This window comes from Micromonospora zingiberis (assembly GCF_004331455.1).
Lineage (GTDB): Bacteria > Actinomycetota > Actinomycetes > Mycobacteriales > Micromonosporaceae > Micromonospora > Micromonospora zingiberis.
In genome coordinates this window covers 320,996-340,777 of the sequence record NZ_SJJR01000001.1, presented here as the reverse complement: position 1 = coordinate 340,777, position 19,782 = coordinate 320,996, and the positions used below count along the sequence as shown (strand labels likewise).

The window sequence follows — 19,782 nt, the reverse complement described above, 5'->3', positions numbered from 1 at the left end:
GTGGCGCGGCGCGCTCAGGGCGGGCTCAACCCGCTTCGGCGCGCAGCCACCGCAGCGCCGCCTCGGCGCCGTGCAGCACCGAGATGTGCCCGTCGTGCGGTGACCGGCGCAGGGTCGCGGTCGAACAGCGCTCGGCCAGCCACTCGGCGTGCGCCACCGGGGCGATGCCGTCCTGATCGCCGTGCAGCAGCAGCACCGGCGCGCAGATCCGCGCCGGATCGGCACCCCACGGCGCCACGTACGCCAGGTCGTCGTCGATCAGCCCGCCGGGCCCGGCCCGCGTGGCCGGCTCCACCACGCTGCCGAACCAGGACCAGACGCCGGCCAGGGCCGCCTCGTCGGCGTCGGTGAACTCCGGGTCGTACCGGACACCGGACGATTCGTGCCGCTCCTTGGCCGCAGGTCCCGCCGCGGCCGCCCGTAACGACGCCACTCCCGAGGCGATCATCCCGGCGTACCAGTCCAACCCCTCGGCGCCGTACGGTGCCAGCGCGGCGGCGGCGACCACCGCCGTCACCCGGCCGGGCAGCAGCGCCGCGCAGGCCAGGGCGTGTGAGCCGCCACCGGAGTGGCCCATCACCGCGAAGCGTTCGACACCGAGGGCGTCGGCGACCTCCCCGGCGTACCCGGCGGCGTCGCCGAGCCGGCGTCCGAGCCGGCGCGGCGATCCGCCGTAACCCGGCCGGTCATAGGAGATCCACCGCAGCCCGAGCCGGTCGGCGGCGGCGAACAGCGGCGCCGGCGGGGTGCCGAGATTCGGTGTGCCGTGATGCCAGAGCACCGCGAGGCGACCGGTCCCGCCGGTGTCGTACCCGTGCAGGACGCCCCCGTCCGCCAGTTCGAGATCGAACTCGGTCAGCATCGGGCGAGCATAGCCACCCCTGGGCCGCTGCGGCGCCCGACCGGGCTGCCGGTCCGGCTCAGCGGCGGCTGGGGTAGTTGTGGGCCGACCGGCGGCCGTTGACGAAGGCGAGCACGATCACCGCGGCGAGCGCGATCAGCCCGATGATCACCAGCCAACGGACCGCTTCGAGGAGCAGGCCGAGCAGAACGATCACCCCGGCGATCACCCCGACGACCCAGAGCAGCGCACGCATCTTCCACCTCCCGAACCTGCCGCCTGGGCGATCCGGACGGCCTGCCGACTTCAGCTACCCGATAACGCTCAGCTCATGCCGGATGGCCATCTCGGGCACGGATCGTCGCCCGGCCGGCGGTGACGCGCGGTCCACGGGACATCGACGCAACGCATATCCTGTGCGCCGACCCGCTCGCCGGAAGGGAAGCCATGCCGTCGCGGCAGGACCAGCTGCACTCGTACCAGTTCACCCTCCAGCGGGTGGTCGCCGCGCTGGTGATGCGCGAGACCGATCCCGCGCAGTCACCGTTGCGCCGGCTCGCCGGTGCGGGGATGGCCAGTGTCCTGGTGGCGGTCATCGGGCTGGGCGGCTCCGCCCTCTACGGCCTGTTCACCGGCGGCGACGCGAAGTGGCGCGACGCCGCGGCGGTCATCGTGGAGAAGGAGTCGGGGGCTCGGTTCGTCTACCGCGAGAACCGGCTGCATCCGGTACCCAACTACACCTCCGCGCTACTGATCATCGGCACCGAGCGGCCGAGGACCGTGCTCGTGTCGCGGCGGTCCATCGACGGCGTACCCCGTGGTCTGCCCCTGGGCATCGCCGACGCACCCGACTCGCTGCCGGCGGCCCCCCGGCTCTCGGCCGCGCCCTGGACGGTCTGCTCGACCAGCCCGCAGCCCGGCCGGCGCGAGCCCCGCGCGGTGCTGCTGATCGGCACCGGCGACCCCGGCGGTCGGCCGCTGCGTGACGAGGCGTTGATCCTGCGTGATCCCGGCGGCAGGCTGCACCTCGTCCAGCAGCAGCGCCGGCATCTGATCCGCGACGCCGACCGGGTGCTGGCCGCGCTGGCGACCACCCGCGCCCGGGCCGTGCCGGTCGCCGCCGCCGTACTCAACACCGTGCCCGCCGGGCTCGACCTCGCCCCGCTCGACCTACCCGGCCTCGGTGGACCCTCCGACCGGGTCGCCGGCGCCCGGATCGGAGACGTTCTGCTGGTCAGCAACTCCGGCGGCGGACGACAGTACGCGGTCGTGCTACGCGCCGGCCTCGCCGGCATCACCGAGTTGCAGGCCGCCCTGCAACTCGCCCGCACCGGCCAACGCGAACCCGAGCAGATCAGCCTCGGTCGGTTCGCCGCCCTGCCACAGCTGCCCGACCTCGCGCCCACCGGACCCGACGCGCCGCCGAGTTCGCCGCCTCGACTGGCCGCCGCCGACTCGCCGGTGCTCTGCGCCGTCGTCGGCGACGACGCGGCAAGCGTCGACCTGCGACTCGACGCCGCCCTGCCCGACCTGAGCGCCGCCACGCCCACCGGTGGCGGGGTGGCGGGCCGTACGGTGGCCGATCACGTCCTGGTCGAGCCGGGACGCGGTGCCCTGGTCGAGTCCATGGCCGCCCCGGGCGCCTCCGGCGGGGCGCTCTCCGTGGTCACCGATCTGGGCCGGCGGTACGTCCTCGCCGACGCCGAGGTCTCCGCCATGCTCGGCTACGGACAGACCCGCCCCATCCGGTTGCCGGCGGGCCTGGTCAGCCTGGTTCCCGCCGGGGCGAGCCTGGACCCGCAGGCGGCCCGGCGGGCCGTCACCCCCGGCTGACGCCGGGGTCAGCGGGCCGGTGTCGCGGCCACGTCCTCGACACATGCGAGGCAACGGACAGCGCGGCTACGTTACCAAGACGTCCTCGGGGCGACGGACGGGCCGGAAGCGGCGCCGATGCGTACCGGGGTGAGTATCATCTGATCCAGAGCTATCGATTCAGGAAGACCATATGGTAGGGCCAGGCAGTCCCGACGGCGCGGCTCGGTCCCCGGGTGCCGGCGTGCGGCGAGGACGATGGGGCGTGACGGCGATCGCCGTCGGTCTCGTCTGCCTCCTGGTGCTGGGTCTGGGTCTCGTGGTCCACGTGTTCGGCAGGGTCTTCGAGGGCGATACCCGCCCGACCCTGACCAATGACATCGTGGTGGGAACCTGGCGTGGTGCGGACGACTGCACGTTCACCTTCAATGCCGACGGGACCTTCGTCGCGAGAAATGTCCCGGTCTCGCTGTTCAACCCTCCGGGCACGACGGCTCCCGCCGACGTGGCACGGGGAGAGTGGGAGTTGACGGCAGCGATCGAAGACCCCGGTGGGCGGCTGGCCACCGTGCAGCTCGGTTTCGAGACCGTAGGCGAACAGGGCCAGGTCGGGATCCACTTCAGCACGAGGCTGCGTTCGAACACAGTGGACGGAGAGCCGGTGCTGTACTGGTTCAATGGTGATCCGGATTTGAATCGCCGGTTCATCCTCGAAAAGGATTGACCATGACGAACGGCCGGACCCCAGGTGGGTCCGGCCGTTCGGCGTTGACGCCGGGGGAGCGGGCGGGGCGGATCACGGCTCAGCCGTCTGCTCGCCCGGTCGGTCCGGGCGGCTGTCACGCCGTGGCGCGGGCGCCCCGGACCGCGTACCGATGCATCGTGACGCCCTCGTCGAACGACGCCTGTTCGAGCAGATCGAGTTCGAGCGGCTCGTCGTGCGTGTCGAACAGCGGTCGACCGGCGCCCAGGATGACGGGATGGGTGAACAGCAGCAACTCGTCGAGCAGTGTGGCCCGCAGCAGTTGGGTGGCGAGCGTGGCGCCGCCGACCCCGATGTCCCCGTCGGACTCGGCGCGTAGCCGCGCGAGCTGCTCGATCACGTCGTCCCCGCCGATGATCCGGGTGTTGTGGTCGGCGCTGGTGCGGGTGCGCGACACCAGCACCTTGGGCATCGACGTCCAGATCTCGCCGTACTCGCGGATGAAGTCCGGCAGCGAGTCGTCGGTGCGGGCGGCCGGCCAGAACGCCTCCATCGTCTCGTAGATCGTGCGTCCCTCGACCGAAAGCGACATCGCCCGCGCCCGCTCGTTGAAGACGCGATGCAGCGATTCACCGATGCGCATCCACTGGCCACCGCCCTCCTCGCCCGGGGCGTACTCGATCTTCAGATCGAGGGAAACATTCATCCAGTACACGAACCGACCCGGCACCACGGCCTCCCAACGGTGACGATGCACGCCTGCCCGCCGATGACGGTAATGCAAGCGGCCGTCACCGGTTGCCCGGACGCACCAGGCCGGATTCGTAGGCGAACACCACCAGTTGGGCGCGGTCGCGGGCCTGGAGCTTGGTCATCGCCCGGTTCAGGTGGGTCTTTGCCGTGACCGTGCTGATGACCATACGAGCGGCGATCTGCTCGTTGGACAATCCCTGCGCGGCCAGCGCGACCGCCTCACGTTCCCGATTGGTCAGGCCGGTCAGCGCGGTCGTGTCCGCCACGTGCGGTGGCTGGGTGACGTACCGGTCGATCAGCTTGCGGGTGATGGACGGTGCGAGCAGCGCATCGCCGCGCGCCGCGACCCGCATCGCGTGTAGCAGGTCCTCCGGCTGGATGTCCTTGACGAGGAAACCGGCGGCACCGGCGCGCAGCGCGTCGAAGACGTACTCGTCCAGGCCGTAGCTGGTCAGGATGACGACGTGCACCCCGGACAGGGTCGGGTCGGCGGCGATGCGTCGGGTCGTCTCGATGCCGTCGACGGTGGGCATCGAGATGTCGATCAGCGCGATGTCGGGCCGGTGTCGCCGGGCCAGTGCCAGAGCCTCGCGGCCGTCACCGGCCTCGGCGACCACCTCGATGTCGTCCTCCGCGTCGAGCAGCGCGCGGAAGCCACTGCGGATGAGCGGCTGGTCGTCGACCAGCAGCACGCGGATCACGACGCCCGTTCCACGGGCAGCTCGGCGTGGACGCTGAAGCCACCCTCACCGCGTGGCTCGGCGCGCAACCGGCCGCCGAGGGCGCTGACCCGTTCCCGCATCCCCAGCAGACCGACACCGGGCGAGATCGACTCCACGGCGGCCGTGCCGTCGTCATCCACCCGGATCGCGACCGCGTCGGGCCGGTAGTCGATGCGGATCGTCGCGGTGGTGGCGGCAGCATGCCGGCTGATGTTGGTCAGCGACTCCTGGACGATCCGGTACGCGGCGCGGTCCACCGCCGACGGCAGATCCGTCCGCTCTCCCTCGATCGACAGCGTCGCGTGCAGCCCGGTGCCACGGGCGCGCCGCACCAGCTCGGGCACCTGGTCGATGCCGTACGGCCGGCGGTCGCCGTCGTCGCGCAGCGTCTCCAGCGTCGCACGCAGCTCGCGGGCTGCCTCGCGGCCGGCGTCGCGGATCGCCAGCAGCGCCTCCGGCACCGGCTCGCCCCGCTTGGCCGCCAGATGTACGGCCACCTCGGCCTGCACCTTGATCACCGCGATCTGCTGGGTGAGCGAATCGTGCAGCTCCCGCGCGATGTGCAGCCGCTCCTCTCCGGCCCGCCGCCGCGCGCTCTCCTCGCGGGTGCGCTCGGCCTCGTCCGCGCGCCGCTCGGCCTGCCGCAACGCCTCACCCGCCGCACCGGCCGCGATCAGCCAGGCCAACTCCAGGACGTTCCGGGCCTGCACGAACGCCTCGCCCGCGTCGCGCAGGCCCGCCGCCATCGCCGCGACGGGCAGGGCGGCCAACATCACCGCACTGGTCGCCACCGTGGCGATCCGGCGCCCCGCTCGCATCGCCGCGTAGACCGCGAACAGGTACGCCACGGCGAACACGTCGAAGCCGGCCGCCTGGTAACCCAACGCGCACAACCCGGTGACGACCAGCACCGCGACCGGTGCGCGGCGGCGCGCGACCAGTGCCAGGCCGCCCGCGATCAGCAGCACGGCACCGAGCAACTCGGTACCGCCCGCCAGAGTTCGTCCGGTCAGCCCGGTGACCAGGAGGATCGCCGCCACGCCGACGGCGATCAGCCAATCCCGGACACCGACCTCTGCTGGGCCCATGCGCGCACCCTAGTCGCACTCGGCCCGAGCCGACTCGTACCAGCGCGGTAGCGGTGACTACCGCAGGTGCGGTCGTTTCCCCGGCGGCTACCACGCCCGCAGTAGTCGTCTGCCGCGCGTACGGCAGGGCGGATTGTCCACGTCGGCACGACGCGGCGCGACGGGTCCGGCAGACAGGATCAGACGAGATCGACGAAGTGAAGGAGGAACACCTGATGTCCCTGACCGACCTGCTCGCTGCCGCCACCATCGACCCGTACACCCTGACCACCGGGCGAGGCGTGGGCGCTGTCGCCGCGGTCGTGGCGCTGGCCGGATCGGTCGTCGGCGGCCTGGCGCTGGCCCGGGCAGACGGCGGCCGTGGCGGCAGGGGCCGATCGGCGGTCGCCCTGACCACGGGAGCCGCCGGCATCCTCGTCGGCGGCTGGGTGGTGGCCACCGCCGACGGCGGACCGGGTACCGGCAACGGCATCGTCGGCGGCTATGTGGCCATGCTGCTCGGGCTGCTCGCGATCATCCTCGGTGCGCTGGCACGGGCCCGTTCCCGGCGGGCCACCTGACGCCACCCGGCCCGGCCCCGCGCTCCACCGGGCGAAGTCGGCGACAGCCCGTCTGCCGCCCTGGACCTCCCCGAGCGACGCGGCGGTGAGCTGGGGAACCTGCTCGACGGCCACGGTGGCGAAGCCGGCCACGGCGAAGGCGGCTTCGACGTCGGCGATGCGCGGATAGCTGTCGAGCACCCGGACGGCCTCCGGAAAGTAGCGGAACAGCGTGATCGCCTCGGGTCGTCCGGCGAACGCCGACCGGATCAGCACCGGGGCGCCGGGCCGCAGCACCCGGCGCAGCTCGCGTGCCGCCGCGGTCAGGTCCGGAACGTTGTGGATCACAGTGGACATCCACACGGCGTCGACGCTGCCCCCGGGTAGCGGGATGTGCGCGGCGTCGCCGGTGAGCACGGGCGCGAACACCGAGCGGGCCCGCATCGCCGCCGCCGGTTCGACGGCGATCACCTCGGCGTCGGGAAACCAGCCGGCGAAGGCGCGGGCCCAGCTACCGGTGCCGGCGCCCAGGTCGAGCAGCCGCATCCCCGGACGCGGGTCGAGGTGCCGGATCGCGGCGGCCCGCCAGGCGGCGAGCCCGTCGTCGGTGAGGTGCCGGCTGGCCGCGAACGCTGCCGCGTCGGCCTGGTCGTACGCGATCCGGGCCATGTCAACCAGCCGACCCCTCGTACCAGGCGATCTTCTCGTCGACCCGGGCGCGATAGCGTCGGAGCTGGTCGATCTGGTTGTCGACCGCGACGGCGTGTTCGCGCAGCAGGGCGATGCGTTCGGCGATCGTGTTCGGGTCGCGGCACAGTTCGCCGTAGCGGCGCAGCCGTTCGATGGGCATGCCCGCGTCGCGCAGGCACCGCAGAAAGTCGAGTGTCGACAGGTCACTGTCGCTGTAGGTCCGGCGCCCACCGGCCGTCCGCGCGACCGGGGCGAGGATGCCCTCTCGTTCGTAGTACCGCAGTGTGTCGACGGAGAAGCCGCTGCGCTCGGCGGCCTCCGCCGGAGTGTAGGTCCGCATCCTCCCGACGCTACCGCTTGACCTGGAGCGCGCTCCAGGTTGAATCGTGGTCGCATGACTACCGATCACCTGGACCAGTCTCAGTCCCCTGCGGTGTCCCCGCTCGTGCTCGGCGCGATGACCTTCGGCACCCTCATCGACGAGAAGACGTCGTTCGAACTGCTCGACCGGTTCGTGGAACGCGGCGGCGAGTGGATCGACACCGCCGACTGCTACGCCTTCTGGCTCAGCGCCGACGGGCGGGGCGGGGCCAGCGAGCGGATTGTCGGCCGCTGGCTCGCCGCCCGTCCCGGTGCCCGTGATCGGGTCCGCATCGCGACCAAGGTGGGCGCGGAACCGCTGTGGAAGGGTTCCTGGCCCGAGCACCGCGCGGGGTTGAGCCGCCGAGCGATCAGCGACGCCTTCGCGGGCAGCCGGCAACGCCTCGGCGTCGACCATGTCGACCTGCTCTGGTTGCACCAGGAGGATCGCGCCACGCCCATCGAGGAGAGCGTGGACGCGATCGCCGACCAGGTCGCCGCCGGCACCGTACGCCGGGTGGGTGCCTCCAACCATCCGGCCTGGCGGGTCGAGCGGGCCCGCGCACACGCCACCGCCCGGGGCACCACGCCGATCGACGCCCTCCAGTTGAACGCCACCTATCTGCGGGTCCGTCCCGGCACCCGCCCGGACGGCGTGGTCCATCCCCACGGTGTGCTCAGCGACGAGCAGGCCGACCACGCCCGTACCCACCGACTGGAGATCTGGGCCTACACGCCGCTGCTCAGCGGGGCCTACGACAATCCGGCCAAGCCGATCCCGCAGGTGTACGACCACCCGGGCAACACCCGGCGGCTGGCGGCCGTGGACGCGGTGGCCGGCGACATCGGCGCGACGCGCGGCCAGGTGGTGCTCGCCTGGCTGGTCAGCCGGGGCATCCGGCCCATCCTCGGCGGCAGCAAACTCCACCAGCTCGACGCCGCCCTCGACGGCGTTGCCCTCCGCCTCGACGACGCGCAACTCGCCCGACTCGACTCGGCGGACTGAGCGGCGGGCTGCCGCGCGGGGGATCAGGCGGGTCGGCGTAGCACGCTGACGGCGAAGTCCGCGCCGTCCCGCCAGCGGCGCAGGTCCCAGGTGGCGAAGCGGTGTTCCAGCAGCAGGCCGGCGGTGGCCACGTCGGCGTCGAAGTCGCCGAGCGGATAGCCCCGGTCGGTGCCGAAGCCGACCGCGATCACCGCGTCCGGGTGCAGGTGCGCGGCCACCCGGCGCAGCACGGTCGCTTCGGTGCCGGCGGCCACGAAGGTCATCACGTTGCCGGCCAGCACCGCCGCGTCGAACGGCTCCGGTTCACCGGCCGCCGCGAGGTCCAGCTCCGCCAGGTCGGCGACCAGCCAGCGGGGCCCCGGGTGGTCGGCGCGGGCCGCCTCGATCAGCACCGGGTCGGCGTCCACGCCGAGCACCGTGTGGCCCCGGGCGGCCAGCTCGGCGCCGACCCGGCCGGTGCCGCAGCCGGCATCGAGGATCCGCGAGCGCGGCGGCACCAGCGTGTCGAGCAACCGCGCCTCACCGGCCAGGTCGACGCCCTCGGCCGCCAGCCGCCGGAACCGGTCGACGTACCACTGGGAGTGCTCCGGCGCGGTGTCGGTGGCCCAGCGGGTCGGCTTGCCGGAGGTGGTGCTGCGCTCGCTCATCGGATCACCGTAACCAGCGGCGGTCAGGGCAACTGGGCCACCGTCACGAACTCGTTGTAGGTGAACACCCGGCCCGCGGCGCGGGGAAAGGGGAACGAGTACTGGCGCAGCACGGTCAGCCCGAGCGCCCGGCAGTCCTCGGCGGCCTCGGCGAAGCCGACGAACCGGACGTGCGACGAGTCGCTGTGGTAGCCGCGCTCCTGCGGGGTGATGAACACCGCCCGGCCACCGGAGCGGACGAACGGCAGGTACGAGCCGACCACCTCGCGGGCCTGCTCGGCCGGCATGTGCTCCAGCAGGTGCGCGGCGAGCAGCGAGTCGAAGGCGCCGGGACGGGCATGCTCGGAGGCGAAGAACTCCTCGATGGTGTACGCGTCGAGACCGAGCGCGCGGCTGTGCGCCACCGACGTCGGATTGTGGTCCACCCCGACCGCACCGGTGCCGAGATTGATCAGGTTTCGGCCCAGCCCTGAGCCGACGTCGAGGGTCCGGCCCAGACGCAGCCGTCGCAGGTTCCACCGGTAGGGCGCCTGCACGTCCAGGATCCGCTTCCAGCGCGCACCGCTGAGCCGTTGCAACCGCTGGGTGTAGTCTTCGCCCTCGGTACCCGTGGGGCCCTGCCGCGCCTGACTCATCCAGGGGCTCCTTCGCGTCGTGGTGTCACTCGACCTGCCGGCGCCCCCGTGCGCGTGATCGCTGTCGGATCCATCGATTGGTAATCGACCATCTTCTACCGATATGCGTCGGTGTCCAGCCTATCCCGGGATTCGGTGCCAGCGGGAGGGGACACCGCACGCTGAGTCGGCGTGACCCGGCCGGTGCCGCCGTCCACCGCCACGATCGCACCGTCAGGTAGTGCCGCAGCGCCAACACCGGACTGACGATGATCGAGTACCGGACCGGCCGGGCGCCCGGCCTGGTGATGTTCAACGACCTGAGCCATCTGCCGGCCGACCTGCGCTGGACCGGGGCCCGCAAGGACGGGCGCCCCTGAGGTGGTCGGGCGGGCGGAGGCGCGATCTGGCCGGGTCCTATCCTGGAGCCCAGCGCTACCGGGATGTGACACATGGTGAGATGGGCCGTTACGCCGGCCGGGTCGGACACGACACCGGCGGGTGACACCGCGCCACGGGATCAGGGCAGCCTCGTCGCGCTGGCCCGGGCCACGCTCGACGGCAACTGGGAGCACGACCACACGGTGCCCTCCCGCACCCTCTACCCGCATCAGTGGAGCTGGGATTCGGCGTTCGTCGCGATCGGCTGGGCGCACCTGCGCCCCGACCGGGCCTGGACGGAACTGACCAGCCTGTTCGATGCCCAGTGGCGCGACGGCCGGGTGCCGCACATCGTGTTCAACCCCGCGGTCGCCGACAGCGCGTACTTTCCGGGCCCACGGTTCTGGGCATCCGCGACCGTCGAGGGGGCACCGGCGACCGCCACCTCGGGCCTGGTCCAGCCGCCCGTGCACGCCCTGGCCGCCTGGCACGCCTACCGTCGCGCACCGTCCGAGTACGCCCGTGCCGCGCTGGGCCGGCTCTACCCACGCCTGGTGGCCCAGCAGCGCTATCTGACCACCCGCCGCGACGTCGGCGGCGCCGGGCTGGCCAGCATCGTGCACCCGTGGGAGTCCGGACTGGACAACAGCCCCGCCTGGGACGACCCGCTGGCCGCCGTACCGGCCGAGGCGGCGGTGCTGCGGGCGTACCGACGGCGCGACATCGTGCACGCCGCCGCCGCGCACCGACCCACCGACCTGGACTACGCGCGGTACGTCGCCATCGTCACCGCCTACCGCGCGGCGAACTACCGGGACGACGACCTGATCGACCGGCACCCGTTCCTGGTGGAGTGTCCGCTGTTCAACGCGGCGCTGGGCGCCGCCGAGTCGGCTCTGGCGCACATCGCCGAGGAGATCGGCGCGGATCCGGGTCCACACCGGCAGCGGGCGGCCCGGATCACCACGGCGCTGGTGGACCGGTTGTACGACCCGACGACCGGCACCTTCCACCCGCGTGACCTGCGTACCGGCCGGCTGACCCCGGCTCGTACGGTGCTCGGGCTGACCCCGTTGATCCTGCCCGACCTGCCGCCGCGCCAGGTCGAGGCGATCCTGGTCGAGGCCGGCTCGCCCCGCTTCGGCCTCGCCGAACGGATGGCCCGACCGCTGCCCAGCCACGACCGTACCGCCGCCGACTTCGAACCGCTGCGCTACTGGCGTGGTCCCAGTTGGATGAACATCAACTGGTTGGTCCGACGCGGCCTGCTCGCGCACGGGCAGCCCCGACTGGCCGTCGGTCTGGGTACGTCGATGGTCGAGTTGGCGGCCACCGCCGGCTGCCACGAGTACTTCCACCCGGACACCGGCGCGGGCCTCGGCTCCCCGGCCTTCAGCTGGACCGCGGCCCTCCTGCTCGACACCCTCACCGAGGATCAAGGAAGGGCCCCCTGTTAACGCCGGGTGTATAGCAGGGGCCCCTGCTTAACAACGCAACCGCCGAGGCTCGCGCACCGCCAGCGGGCCGTGTCCGGCGGGTAGGTTGCTGGCCAGGGCCGGGCCGGCGCGGCGCAGCGGTGCTGGTGTCGCAGCAGGACGAAGCGCGGCCCGACGGACGGAGGGGCGATGGGCCGGGACAGCTACGACGAGCAACTCGACCGGCTCACCGGTGTACTGGCGACGATGAGCCGCGACGCCAGCGCGGCGATCCGGACAGCCAGCACCGCCCTGCTCGACGTGGACCGGTCGGCCGCCGAGCGGGTGCTGGCCGGCGACGCGGTGCTCGACCGGCTGCGGGCCGAGGCCGAGGCGATGATTCCCGAGGTGCTGGTCCGGCATCAGCCGGTCGCCTCCGACCTGCGTCTGGTGGTGTGCGCGCTGCGGATCGCCGGCGCCCTGGAACGGATGGGTGACCTCGCCGTACACGTGGCGAAGGTCGTGCTCATGCGGCATCCGGTGGGCGTGGTGCCGGAGCCGGCGGTGCCGGTGCTGACCGCGATGGCGGGCGCCGCGACCCGCATCGCCGACAAGACGACGGTGGTGCTGGCCACCCGCGACCGGCTCGACGCGATGCAGCTCGGGCTCGACGACGACGAGGTCGACGCCGCCCAGGAACGCCTGCTGTCGATGCTGGTCACCGACTGGCCGTACGGCGTGGAGTCGGCGATCGACCTGGCCCTGGTCGGCCGGTACTACGAGCGGTACGCCGACCAGGCGGTGAACGTCGCGCGGCAGGTCGTGTACCTGGTGACCGGGACGATCCGGCTCTGAGCCCGGACGTCCGGGTACCCATTGCGGGCATTTGGTGCGCTCGCCCGGAGAACGTCACATCCCGTCGCCCGCTGGCCACCACCGGAGCCGCCAAGTTCATTTTTCGTTCACCTGGGGCCGGGGGTACGGCTACCTGGGCCTCCTACCTTGACTCGCGTACGGCCCGGACGGGCTGATGCACCCCGATAGAGAGGCTTACCTGGTGAACCGCAACGTGCTTTCGCGGCGCGTCCTCGCTGGCGTCGCGCTTGCCGCGCTCGCGCTTACCGGCTGTGCAAGCAATAACAACAGCACGGAGCCGGGCGGCAGCGGCGGCGACAGCGCCTACGCGAACCTGTCCGGCGAGCTGAAGGCGTCCGGCGCGAGCTTCCCGGATGCGTACTACCAAGAGGTCATCGAGGCGTTCAAGGGTGAGGCCGGCAACCTGACGGTCACCTACAACGCGACCGGTTCGGGCACCGGCAAGAAGCAGTTCGGTGAGGGTCTGGTCGATTTCGCCGGCACCGACAGCCTGGTCAAGGACACCGACGGGGTGGCCGCCGGCTCGTTCCTCTACGTCCCGACGGTGGCGGCGCCGATCACGGTCTCCTTCAACCTGCAGGGCGTGGACAAGCTCCAGCTCAGCCCGGAGACGCTCGCCAAGATCTTCCAGACCGACATCAAGACCTGGGACGACGCCGCGATCAAGGCGGACAACCCGGGTGTCGAGCTGCCCAGCACCCCGATCGTCGTCGCGCACCGCTCGGACGGCTCGGGCACCACCAGCAACTTCACCAAGTACCTCGACGCCGCTGCGGCGGGCACCTGGAAGCTCGGCAGCGGTGACACCGTGGCCTGGCCGGCCAGCACCCAGGGTGGCGAGAAGAACACCGGTGTCGCCCAGATCGTGCAGCAGACCAACGGTGCCGTGGGCTACGTGGACCTCAGCGACGCCAAGGCCACCGGCCTGAAGTTCGCCGCCATCAAGAACAAGGACGGCCAGTTCGTCGAGCCGACGCTGGAGGGCACCACCGCCGGCCTGGAGGGCGCCGAGATCGCCGACGACCTGAGCTACAACCCGCTCAACGCCGCCGGTGCGACCGCGTACCCGATCACCGCTCCGACCTTCATCATCGTGAAGACCTCGTACGGCGACGCCGCCAAGGCGGAACTGGTCAAGGGCTTCCTCACCTACCTGCTCAACGACGGCCAGGACCTGGCCAAGGAGATCGACTTCGCGCCGCTGCCCGCCTCCCTCAAGGAGAAGGCGCTGGCCCAGGTCGACAAGATCCAGGGCTGATCAGGACCAAGATCGCCAGCCGGGGACGGGATCGAAGCGATCCCGTCCCCAGCCGGGTACCTGAGCTGGAGCGAAGATGACCTTGACGAACAAGACCCCCGCCTCCCGGTCGGCGCTGGCCCAGCGTGGCGGCAGCGCCCTCGGCGACCGCGTCTTCTCCTGGTGGACGCTCGGCACCGGCCTGCTGGTGCTGGCGATCCTCGGGCTGATCCTCATCACCACCGTCCGCGAGGCCTGGCCGGCGTTCGACGCGATGGGCCCGCGATTCCTCACCGAACGGATCTGGGATCCGAACCCGGCGACCGGCGAGGCCATCTTCGGCGCGCTGTCCTTCGCGTACGGCACGGCCATCTCGTCGTTGATCGCCCTGCTGTTCGCGGTGCCGGTCTCGGTCGGCATCGCGCTGTTCCTGACCGAGTTGGCGCCGCGTCGCCTGCGCGGGCCGGCGGTGACCGTGATCGACCTGCTGGCCGCCGTACCGTCGGTGGTCTTCGGCCTGTGGGGCATCCTGGTCGTCGCGCCCGCGATGGTCCCGGTCTACCAGGGGCTGCACGACCTGCTCGGCGGGGTTCCGGTGCTCGGCCGGCTCTTCGGCCCGGTCAGCAGCGGTCGCAACTTCATGACGGCCGGCCTGATCCTGGCGATCATGATCACGCCCATCGTCACGTCGATCACCCGCGAGGTGTTCAGCACGGTGCCCCGCGCGGACAAGGACGCCGCACTCGCGCTCGGCGCCACCCGCTGGGAGATGATCCGGGGCGCGGTGTTCCCGCACAGCTTCGGTGGCGTCGTCGGCGCGGTGATGCTCGGCCTCGGCCGGGCGATGGGCGAGACGATCGCGGTGGCCCTGGTCATCGGCGGTGCCACCAACATCTCCGCCAACCTGTTCGCCCCCGGCAACTCGATGGCTGCCGTCATCGTGCAGCAGTTCGGTGAATCCACCGGCACCTTCACCGCGGCCCTGATCGGCCTCGGCGTCGTGCTGTTCGCGATGACGGTGCTGATCAACGTGCTCGCCCAGACGGTCGTCCGTCGGGCCGAGGCCCGGATGAAGGGAAGCGTCGCGTGACCGTCACCGCACCACCCGCCACCCGCCCGGCCGCTGGCGGGCCCGACCTGACCCGGGCCGCCCTGTCGGGTCGCCGCCGGTTCACCAACCACCTCGCCACGGCTGCCATCTGGGCCGCCGTGCTGCTCGCCGTCATCCCCCTGGCCCTGGTGACCTACACCGTCATCAGCAAGGGCGGCGGGGTGATGAGCCTGTCCTTCCTCACCGAGGACATCCCGAACTCCTACCGCCGGGTGGGCGGCGGCATGGCACCGGCGATCGTCGGCACCCTGCTCATCACGGGCGCCGCCGCGCTGATGGCGATCCCGCTGGGCGTCTTCGGCGCGATCTACCTCAACGAGTACGGCAAACAGCGGCCACTGGCCCGGGTGATCCGGCTGATGGCCGACGTGATGACCGGCGTGCCCTCGATCGTGATGGGCCTGTTCGTCTACATCAGCTGGGTGCTGCTCGTCGGTCAGCAGACCGGGTTCGCCGGCGCGCTGGCGCTGGCCTGCCTGATGCTGCCGGTGGTCATCCGCAGCAGCGAGGAGATGCTCCGGCTCGTCCCCGAGGAACTGCGGCAGGCGAGCATGGCGCTGGGCGCCCGCAAGTGGAAGACCACGCTGACCGTGGTGCTGCCGGCGGCGATCTCCGGCATCACCAGCGGTTCCCTGCTGGCGGTGGCCCGCGCGGCCGGCGAGACCGCCCCGATCATCATCGTCACCGGCATCGTCTTCTCGCCCAACTGGAACCTCTTCGACGGCTCCAACACCGCCCTGCCGGCACAGATCTTCCGCAACGCCAGCACCTCGTTCCCGGCCGCGCAGGACCGGGCCTGGGGGGCGGCCCTGACGCTCATCGTGATCGTGCTCGGCTTCACGATCATCGCCCGATTCATCTCGAGCCGGTTCGCCATCAAGGAGCGCTGACATGGCCAGCAACGACACCGACCTGACCACCCGCCCGTCCGTCACGGTGCACGCTCCGGGCAGCACCGCCTCCGGCGTCGAGCCCACCGGCGCACCGGTGATGCAACTGCGCGACGTCAGCGTCTACTACGGCAGCTACGAGGCGGTGCGCGGCACCACCATGCCGATCCAGCAGAACCAGGTCACCGCGATGATCGGGCCGTCGGGCTGTGGCAAGTCCACGGTGCTGCGGGCACTCAACCGGATGAACGACCCGATCCCGGGCGCCCGGGTCAGCGGCGACGTCCTCTTCCACGGCCAGGACCTGTACGCCAGGGACGTCGACCCGATCCAGGTCCGCCGCCGCATCGGCATGGTGTTCCAGAAGCCGAACCCGTTCCCGAAGTCCATCTACGACAACGTCGCCTACGGGTTGCGGATCAACGGCATCAAGGGTCGGCTCGACGACCACGTCGAGGAGGCGCTGACCAAGGCCGCCCTCTGGGACGAGGTCAAGGACAAGGTCCGCAAGAGCGCACTGGCCCTCTCCGGCGGTCAGCAGCAGCGGCTGTGCATCGCCCGGACGATCGCGGTCAAGCCCGAGGTCATCCTCATGGACGAGCCCTGCTCGGCGCTCGACCCGATCGCCACGGCGAAGATCGAGGACCTGATGTTCGAGCTGACCAGCGACTACACGATCGTGATCGTCACGCACAACATGCAGCAGGCGGCCCGGGTCAGCCACTACACCGCCTTCTTCACCGCCGAGGTGGACGACAAGCAGGTGCGCCACGGCCGGCTGGTCGAGTTCAGCCAGACCGGCAAGTTGTTCACCAACCCCACCGACAAGCGTACGGAGGACTACATCACCGGTCGCTTCGGCTGAGTGGTGGCGGTCGACGGAGCCGGTGTGCGATGAACAATCTCGTCGAGGCCACCAGAGGTGACCATCGAGCCGACGGGCGTTTCGTGCTGCTCGTGGTGGACGACGACGAGAGCGTCGGTGCCGCCCTGGTCGCCCAGTTGGCCGACCATCGGGTACGCGGACACCATTACCCGCACGCCGCCGAAGCGTTGCTCGACGCCGGTGCGCTGCAACCCGACGCCGCCGTCGTCGCCGCCGGGCTGACCAGCATGAGCAGCACCGAAGTGGTACGCCTGCTCGCCCGCCGGGCCGGCATTCCGACGGTGGTGGGGGTGGGCGACGACGATGGTGGGGTCGCCGCCGCCGCGCTGAAGGCGGGCGCGACAGCCGGTGTCCGGCGTCCGTACCGGGCCGAGGAGGTGTTGCCGATCCTGCGGGCGATCCGCCCGGAGACCGCCGGCGCCCTCGATCCGCCGATCGAGTTGGGCGGACTGCGGGTGGACCCGTCGACGTTCGAGGTGAGCCAACACGGCCGGGTGGTGGCGCTGCCGTTGAAGGAGTTCCGGTTGCTGTACTTCTTCATGAGTCACGCCGAGCGGACCGTCACCCGGGAGCAACTGCTCGCCGCCGGCTGGGGAGGGGGCTCCGACGACACCTCCAACACCCTGACGGTGCACGTCAAACGGCTCCGTCGGCGACTCGCGCTCGACGGCGACCAGGCGCCGATGATCGTGACCGTACGCGGACTGGGTTACCGCTTCGTGCCGGCCACGACCACGCCCTCGGTGTCGTGACCGCGCTGCCCGGGGGAGCGCCCCACCCGCCGTTGCCGGCGGAAGCCGCCCCGGAGGGCATGGTCCTGTTGGCGGTGCCGCTGGCGTACGTCCCACACGTGGCCCGCCTGCTCGCCGACCTCGACGCCCGGCAGCGCATCACCCCGGTGCCGCGCCGCCGGCCCAGGCCGGTGCCCGACGTGCCGGTCCGGGACTGGACCGTCGACGAGCTGCGACGGCTCAGCCAGGGGGCCAGCGCCACCCACCGTACGGTCGCGGCGATGCTCGACGCGCTCGCCGCCGAGCCGGGGCGGCAGTTCACCGTCCAGGAGTTGAGTCAGGCCATCGGGCGGCCCCGGCAGAAGATCATCGGGGCGATGGCGGGTCTGACCCGGCTGCTGAAGGCGCACCACGACTACGCGGGCCGGGGACTGCCCTTCGATCGGGTACCCGGACGGCCGGAGGCCCCCCGCGAACTCTGCTACCGGGTGGACCAGCATCGTGCCGACTGCTGGCGTAGGGCCCGGCTGGCCCGGGTGACCGACGACCGGCAGCCGGCGGCGGACTCCGCTGCTGCCCCGCCCCCCGCCGTTTAGCCGAGGAGGGCGGGGGTAACCAGCGCGGCGCCTGACGACGGGAGGGTGCCGTGCGGTTTCCCCTATTCGTCGACGCCGTGTCGCGTCGGTCCGGGCTGCCGGTGGAACTGTCCGCCGTCGTGGCGCGTGCGGTGCTGCGGACCATGGCGGAACGGATGACCGGGGGGCCGACGACCGACCCGACCGGGTACCTGCCGGACGAGCTGAGCGATGCCGCCGGCGGCGCGGCGTACACCGCCGGACCCGGCGACTTCCTGCGCCGGGTCGGCGAGCGCGCCGGGGTGGACGAGCAGACGGCGGGCCTCGGCGCGGCGGCGGTCTTCGCGACGTTGCGCGAGGCGGTCACCGTCGACGAGTTCCGGGCGCTGGTCGCCGGGCTGCCCACCGCCGAGGACGGCACCATCGCCCCGATCACCGACGAGACCTGGCCGTAGCGCGCGACCGGCGCCCGCCACGCCTCCCTGCCGCAGTGGCGGTTCCGCCCAGCCGGTAGGCTGCCGCCGTGGCAGGTCTGTTCAGGAGTGTGGCGGCCCGCGTCAGTGCGGTGATCCCGGGTCCCCGGCGGCCGGGGCCGGCCCCGGCCAAGGTCGCGCGGCCCCGTCAGGTCACCGCCTTGCAGCGCCGGCAACTGTCGTACGCCCCCGAGCCCGACGGCCAGGCCGACCCGGGGGAGATCGTCTGGACCTGGGTGTCCTACGAGGACGACCCCCGCCAGGGCAAGGACCGCCCGGTGCTGGTGGTCGGTCGGCACAGCCGGACGCTGTACGGGCTGATGCTCTCCAGCCAGCGCGACCGCGATGGCGAGCGGCACTGGCTGGCGCTCGGGCCCGGTGAGTGGGACCGGGAGAACCGACCCAGCTGGGTGCGGCTGGACCGGGTCCTGACCATGCGGGAGGACGGCATCCGGCGCGAGGGCGCGGTGCTGGACCGGGCCCGCTTCGACCGGGTCGGTGCGGCGCTACGCGCCGGGTACGGCTGGCACTAAAGCCCTGCTCGTCACCCCGGGCGGTGCGGATCGAGCCGCCGTCCGGACCGCACGCCAAAACAATCCGCCACGGGTCGGGCTTGGGATTTCCGGGCTTGGGATCCGGGGTGGGGCGAGCGCGGTCAGCACTCGGCGAGATGTGGGGCGTCGCGCAACGCCTGGCGTGACCGGGCGGCCCCGATGGCCTTGGCTTCGTACATCGCCGCGTCGGCGCGGTCGAGTGCCTCGGTGAGCTGCGTCCCGTGCACCGGTGCCAGTCCGACCGAGGCGGTCACCCGGACGGTGACCGGGCCCAGCGGAATCGGCGCGGCGACCATGTCGTACAGCCGGCCGGTGGCGTGGTCGATCCACCGGCGGTCGACGGTCGGGCTGGCCAGCAGCCCCGCGAACTCGTCACCGCCGAGCCGGGCCACCAGGTTGTCGCCGGCGAAGGTGGCCAGCCGCTCGGCGACACTGATCAGGACCTTGTCCCCGGCGGCGTGGCCGTACCGGTCGTTGATCTGCTTGAAGTCGTTCAGGTCGAGCACCACGGCGACCAGCGGTCGGCCGGCGCAGTCGGTGAGCAGCGCCGCGGCGAGTCGGTAGAACGCCCGCCGGTTCGGCAGACCGGTCAGCGGGTCATGGCTGGCGGCGTGCCGCTCGGCGGTGAGCTCGGCCTGGAGACGGCCGATCTCCGCCTCCGCCCGTACGGCTCGCCGGCCCAGCTGCCAGGAGGAGAGCAGCGCCCCCACCGCACAGATGCCGGACGCGACGGTCAGCGGATCCGGCACCAAATCCTCCCTTCGCCGCGACACGTGCCCACCCTGGCTGACGAGCGTCGCCCGACACCTCGTTTCCCCTGGTGGCGACCAGGTTGGTGTAACAGATTGTGAGCGGATGGGCACCACGCACATGCGCTA

General features: G+C 71.9%; 23 protein-coding genes and 1 pseudogene. 14 read left to right on the top strand and 10 right to left on the bottom strand.

Going from position 1 to position 19,782, the window contains the following annotated elements; all coding sequences use genetic code 11:
- Positions 1-25: 25 nt before the first annotated feature.
- Both E0H26_RS01570 and E0H26_RS29085 read right to left on the bottom strand, forming a co-directional pair.
- Positions 26-862 carry an alpha/beta fold hydrolase gene (locus E0H26_RS01570; protein ID WP_131299921.1) on the bottom strand — a complete coding sequence of 279 codons (837 nt, stop codon included), beginning with the start codon at positions 860-862 and terminating at the stop codon, positions 26-28.
- Positions 863-920: 58 nt separating this feature from the next.
- Positions 921-1,097 (bottom strand): hypothetical protein, encoded by a 177-nt coding sequence (locus tag E0H26_RS29085; protein WP_165521727.1) that lies wholly within the window; start codon positions 1,095-1,097, stop codon positions 921-923.
- A gap of 191 nt (positions 1,098-1,288) precedes the next feature.
- Between E0H26_RS29085 and eccB the strand changes: the two genes are divergently transcribed.
- Together eccB and E0H26_RS01560 are read left to right on the top strand one after the other, a co-directional pair.
- The gene (gene eccB, locus E0H26_RS01565) at positions 1,289-2,674 is read left to right on the top strand and encodes a type VII secretion protein EccB (RefSeq protein ID WP_131299918.1); all 1,386 of its coding nucleotides are present in this window, start codon (positions 1,289-1,291) and stop codon (positions 2,672-2,674) included.
- 244 nt (positions 2,675-2,918) lie between these two features.
- Complete coding sequence (locus E0H26_RS01560) at positions 2,919-3,377, top strand: hypothetical protein (protein ID WP_131299915.1); 459 nt, start codon at positions 2,919-2,921, stop codon at positions 3,375-3,377.
- 115 nt (positions 3,378-3,492) lie between these two features.
- On the opposite strand, the gene E0H26_RS01555 is transcribed toward E0H26_RS01560, so the two are convergent.
- The 3 genes from E0H26_RS01555 to E0H26_RS01545 form a co-directional block, all read right to left on the bottom strand.
- Positions 3,493-4,062, bottom strand: a complete 570-nt coding sequence (locus tag E0H26_RS01555; protein ID WP_240741956.1) for a dihydrofolate reductase family protein — start codon at positions 4,060-4,062, stop codon at positions 3,493-3,495.
- Positions 4,063-4,147: 85 nt separating this feature from the next.
- Positions 4,148-4,810, bottom strand: a complete 663-nt coding sequence (locus E0H26_RS01550; RefSeq protein WP_131299909.1) for a response regulator — start codon at positions 4,808-4,810, stop codon at positions 4,148-4,150.
- On the bottom strand, positions 4,807-5,919 hold the full coding sequence (locus E0H26_RS01545) for a sensor histidine kinase (RefSeq protein WP_131299906.1): 1,113 nt from the start codon (positions 5,917-5,919) through the stop codon (positions 4,807-4,809). Before E0H26_RS01545 ends, E0H26_RS01550 begins: the two co-directional genes overlap by 4 nt.
- A gap of 215 nt (positions 5,920-6,134) precedes the next feature.
- On the opposite strand from E0H26_RS01545, the gene E0H26_RS30525 reads away from it, so the two are divergent.
- A complete protein-coding gene (locus tag E0H26_RS30525; protein ID WP_420812770.1) occupies positions 6,135-6,479 on the top strand; it encodes a DUF6223 family protein in 345 nt (114 codons plus the stop codon).
- A gap of 39 nt (positions 6,480-6,518) precedes the next feature.
- Here E0H26_RS30525 and E0H26_RS01535 read toward each other — a convergent pair.
- Positions 6,519-7,127: pseudogene (locus E0H26_RS01535) on the bottom strand (class I SAM-dependent methyltransferase); the annotation flags it as partial.
- A gap of 1 nt (position 7,128) precedes the next feature.
- Positions 7,129-7,488 (bottom strand): MerR family transcriptional regulator, encoded by a 360-nt coding sequence (locus E0H26_RS01530; protein ID WP_131299903.1) that lies wholly within the window; start codon positions 7,486-7,488, stop codon positions 7,129-7,131.
- A gap of 54 nt (positions 7,489-7,542) precedes the next feature.
- On the opposite strand from E0H26_RS01530, the gene E0H26_RS01525 reads away from it, so the two are divergent.
- Complete coding sequence (locus E0H26_RS01525) at positions 7,543-8,514, top strand: aldo/keto reductase (RefSeq protein WP_131299900.1); 972 nt, start codon at positions 7,543-7,545, stop codon at positions 8,512-8,514.
- 23 nt (positions 8,515-8,537) lie between these two features.
- Here E0H26_RS01525 and E0H26_RS01520 read toward each other — a convergent pair whose 3' ends face one another.
- Positions 8,538-9,161 (bottom strand): class I SAM-dependent methyltransferase, encoded by a 624-nt coding sequence (locus E0H26_RS01520; protein WP_131299897.1) that lies wholly within the window; start codon positions 9,159-9,161, stop codon positions 8,538-8,540.
- A 23-nt stretch (positions 9,162-9,184) separates the two neighbouring features.
- Entirely contained in the window at positions 9,185-9,796 is a 612-nt protein-coding gene (locus E0H26_RS01515; protein WP_131299892.1) for a class I SAM-dependent methyltransferase, read from the bottom strand.
- A gap of 431 nt (positions 9,797-10,227) precedes the next feature.
- On the opposite strand from E0H26_RS01515, the gene E0H26_RS01505 reads away from it, so the two are divergent.
- The 10 genes from E0H26_RS01505 (at position 10,228) to E0H26_RS01460 (ending at position 18,883) form a co-directional block, all read left to right on the top strand.
- The gene (locus E0H26_RS01505) at positions 10,228-11,613 is read left to right on the top strand and encodes an MGH1-like glycoside hydrolase domain-containing protein (protein WP_240741955.1); all 1,386 of its coding nucleotides are present in this window, start codon (positions 10,228-10,230) and stop codon (positions 11,611-11,613) included.
- A 168-nt stretch (positions 11,614-11,781) separates the two neighbouring features.
- Positions 11,782-12,426 carry a phosphate signaling complex protein PhoU gene (phoU, locus tag E0H26_RS01500; RefSeq protein ID WP_131299889.1) on the top strand — a complete coding sequence of 215 codons (645 nt, stop codon included), beginning with the start codon at positions 11,782-11,784 and terminating at the stop codon, positions 12,424-12,426.
- A 202-nt stretch (positions 12,427-12,628) separates the two neighbouring features.
- The gene (gene pstS / locus E0H26_RS01495) at positions 12,629-13,705 is read left to right on the top strand and encodes a phosphate ABC transporter substrate-binding protein PstS (protein ID WP_131299885.1); all 1,077 of its coding nucleotides are present in this window, start codon (positions 12,629-12,631) and stop codon (positions 13,703-13,705) included.
- A 76-nt stretch (positions 13,706-13,781) separates the two neighbouring features.
- A complete protein-coding gene (gene pstC / locus E0H26_RS01490) occupies positions 13,782-14,774 on the top strand; it encodes a phosphate ABC transporter permease subunit PstC (RefSeq protein ID WP_131299882.1) in 993 nt (330 codons plus the stop codon).
- Positions 14,771-15,685, top strand: coding sequence for a phosphate ABC transporter permease PstA (pstA, locus tag E0H26_RS01485; RefSeq protein ID WP_131299879.1), 915 nt, complete (start codon positions 14,771-14,773; stop codon positions 15,683-15,685). The genes pstC and pstA overlap by 4 nt, the downstream gene beginning before the upstream one ends.
- A gap of 1 nt (position 15,686) precedes the next feature.
- Positions 15,687-16,550 carry a phosphate ABC transporter ATP-binding protein PstB gene (pstB, locus tag E0H26_RS01480; protein WP_131299876.1) on the top strand — a complete coding sequence of 288 codons (864 nt, stop codon included), beginning with the start codon at positions 15,687-15,689 and terminating at the stop codon, positions 16,548-16,550.
- Positions 16,551-16,579: 29 nt separating this feature from the next.
- The gene (locus E0H26_RS01475) at positions 16,580-17,323 is read left to right on the top strand and encodes a winged helix-turn-helix transcriptional regulator (protein ID WP_131299873.1); all 744 of its coding nucleotides are present in this window, start codon (positions 16,580-16,582) and stop codon (positions 17,321-17,323) included.
- A complete protein-coding gene (locus E0H26_RS01470; protein WP_240741954.1) occupies positions 17,320-17,898 on the top strand; it encodes a DUF6416 domain-containing protein in 579 nt (192 codons plus the stop codon). The genes E0H26_RS01475 and E0H26_RS01470 overlap by 4 nt, the downstream gene beginning before the upstream one ends.
- Before the next feature lie 50 nt (positions 17,899-17,948).
- Positions 17,949-18,332: a DUF2267 domain-containing protein gene (locus tag E0H26_RS01465; RefSeq protein ID WP_131299870.1), complete on the top strand. Its 384-nt coding sequence runs from the start codon at positions 17,949-17,951 to the stop codon at positions 18,330-18,332.
- Positions 18,333-18,400: 68 nt separating this feature from the next.
- Positions 18,401-18,883, top strand: a complete 483-nt coding sequence (locus E0H26_RS01460; protein WP_131299867.1) for a type II toxin-antitoxin system PemK/MazF family toxin — start codon at positions 18,401-18,403, stop codon at positions 18,881-18,883.
- Between the two features lie 122 nt (positions 18,884-19,005).
- Here the strand turns inward: E0H26_RS01460 and E0H26_RS01455 are convergent, their stop codons facing one another.
- Positions 19,006-19,653, bottom strand: coding sequence for a GGDEF domain-containing protein (locus E0H26_RS01455; RefSeq protein ID WP_131299864.1), 648 nt, complete (start codon positions 19,651-19,653; stop codon positions 19,006-19,008).
- Positions 19,654-19,782: the final 129 nt, after the last annotated feature.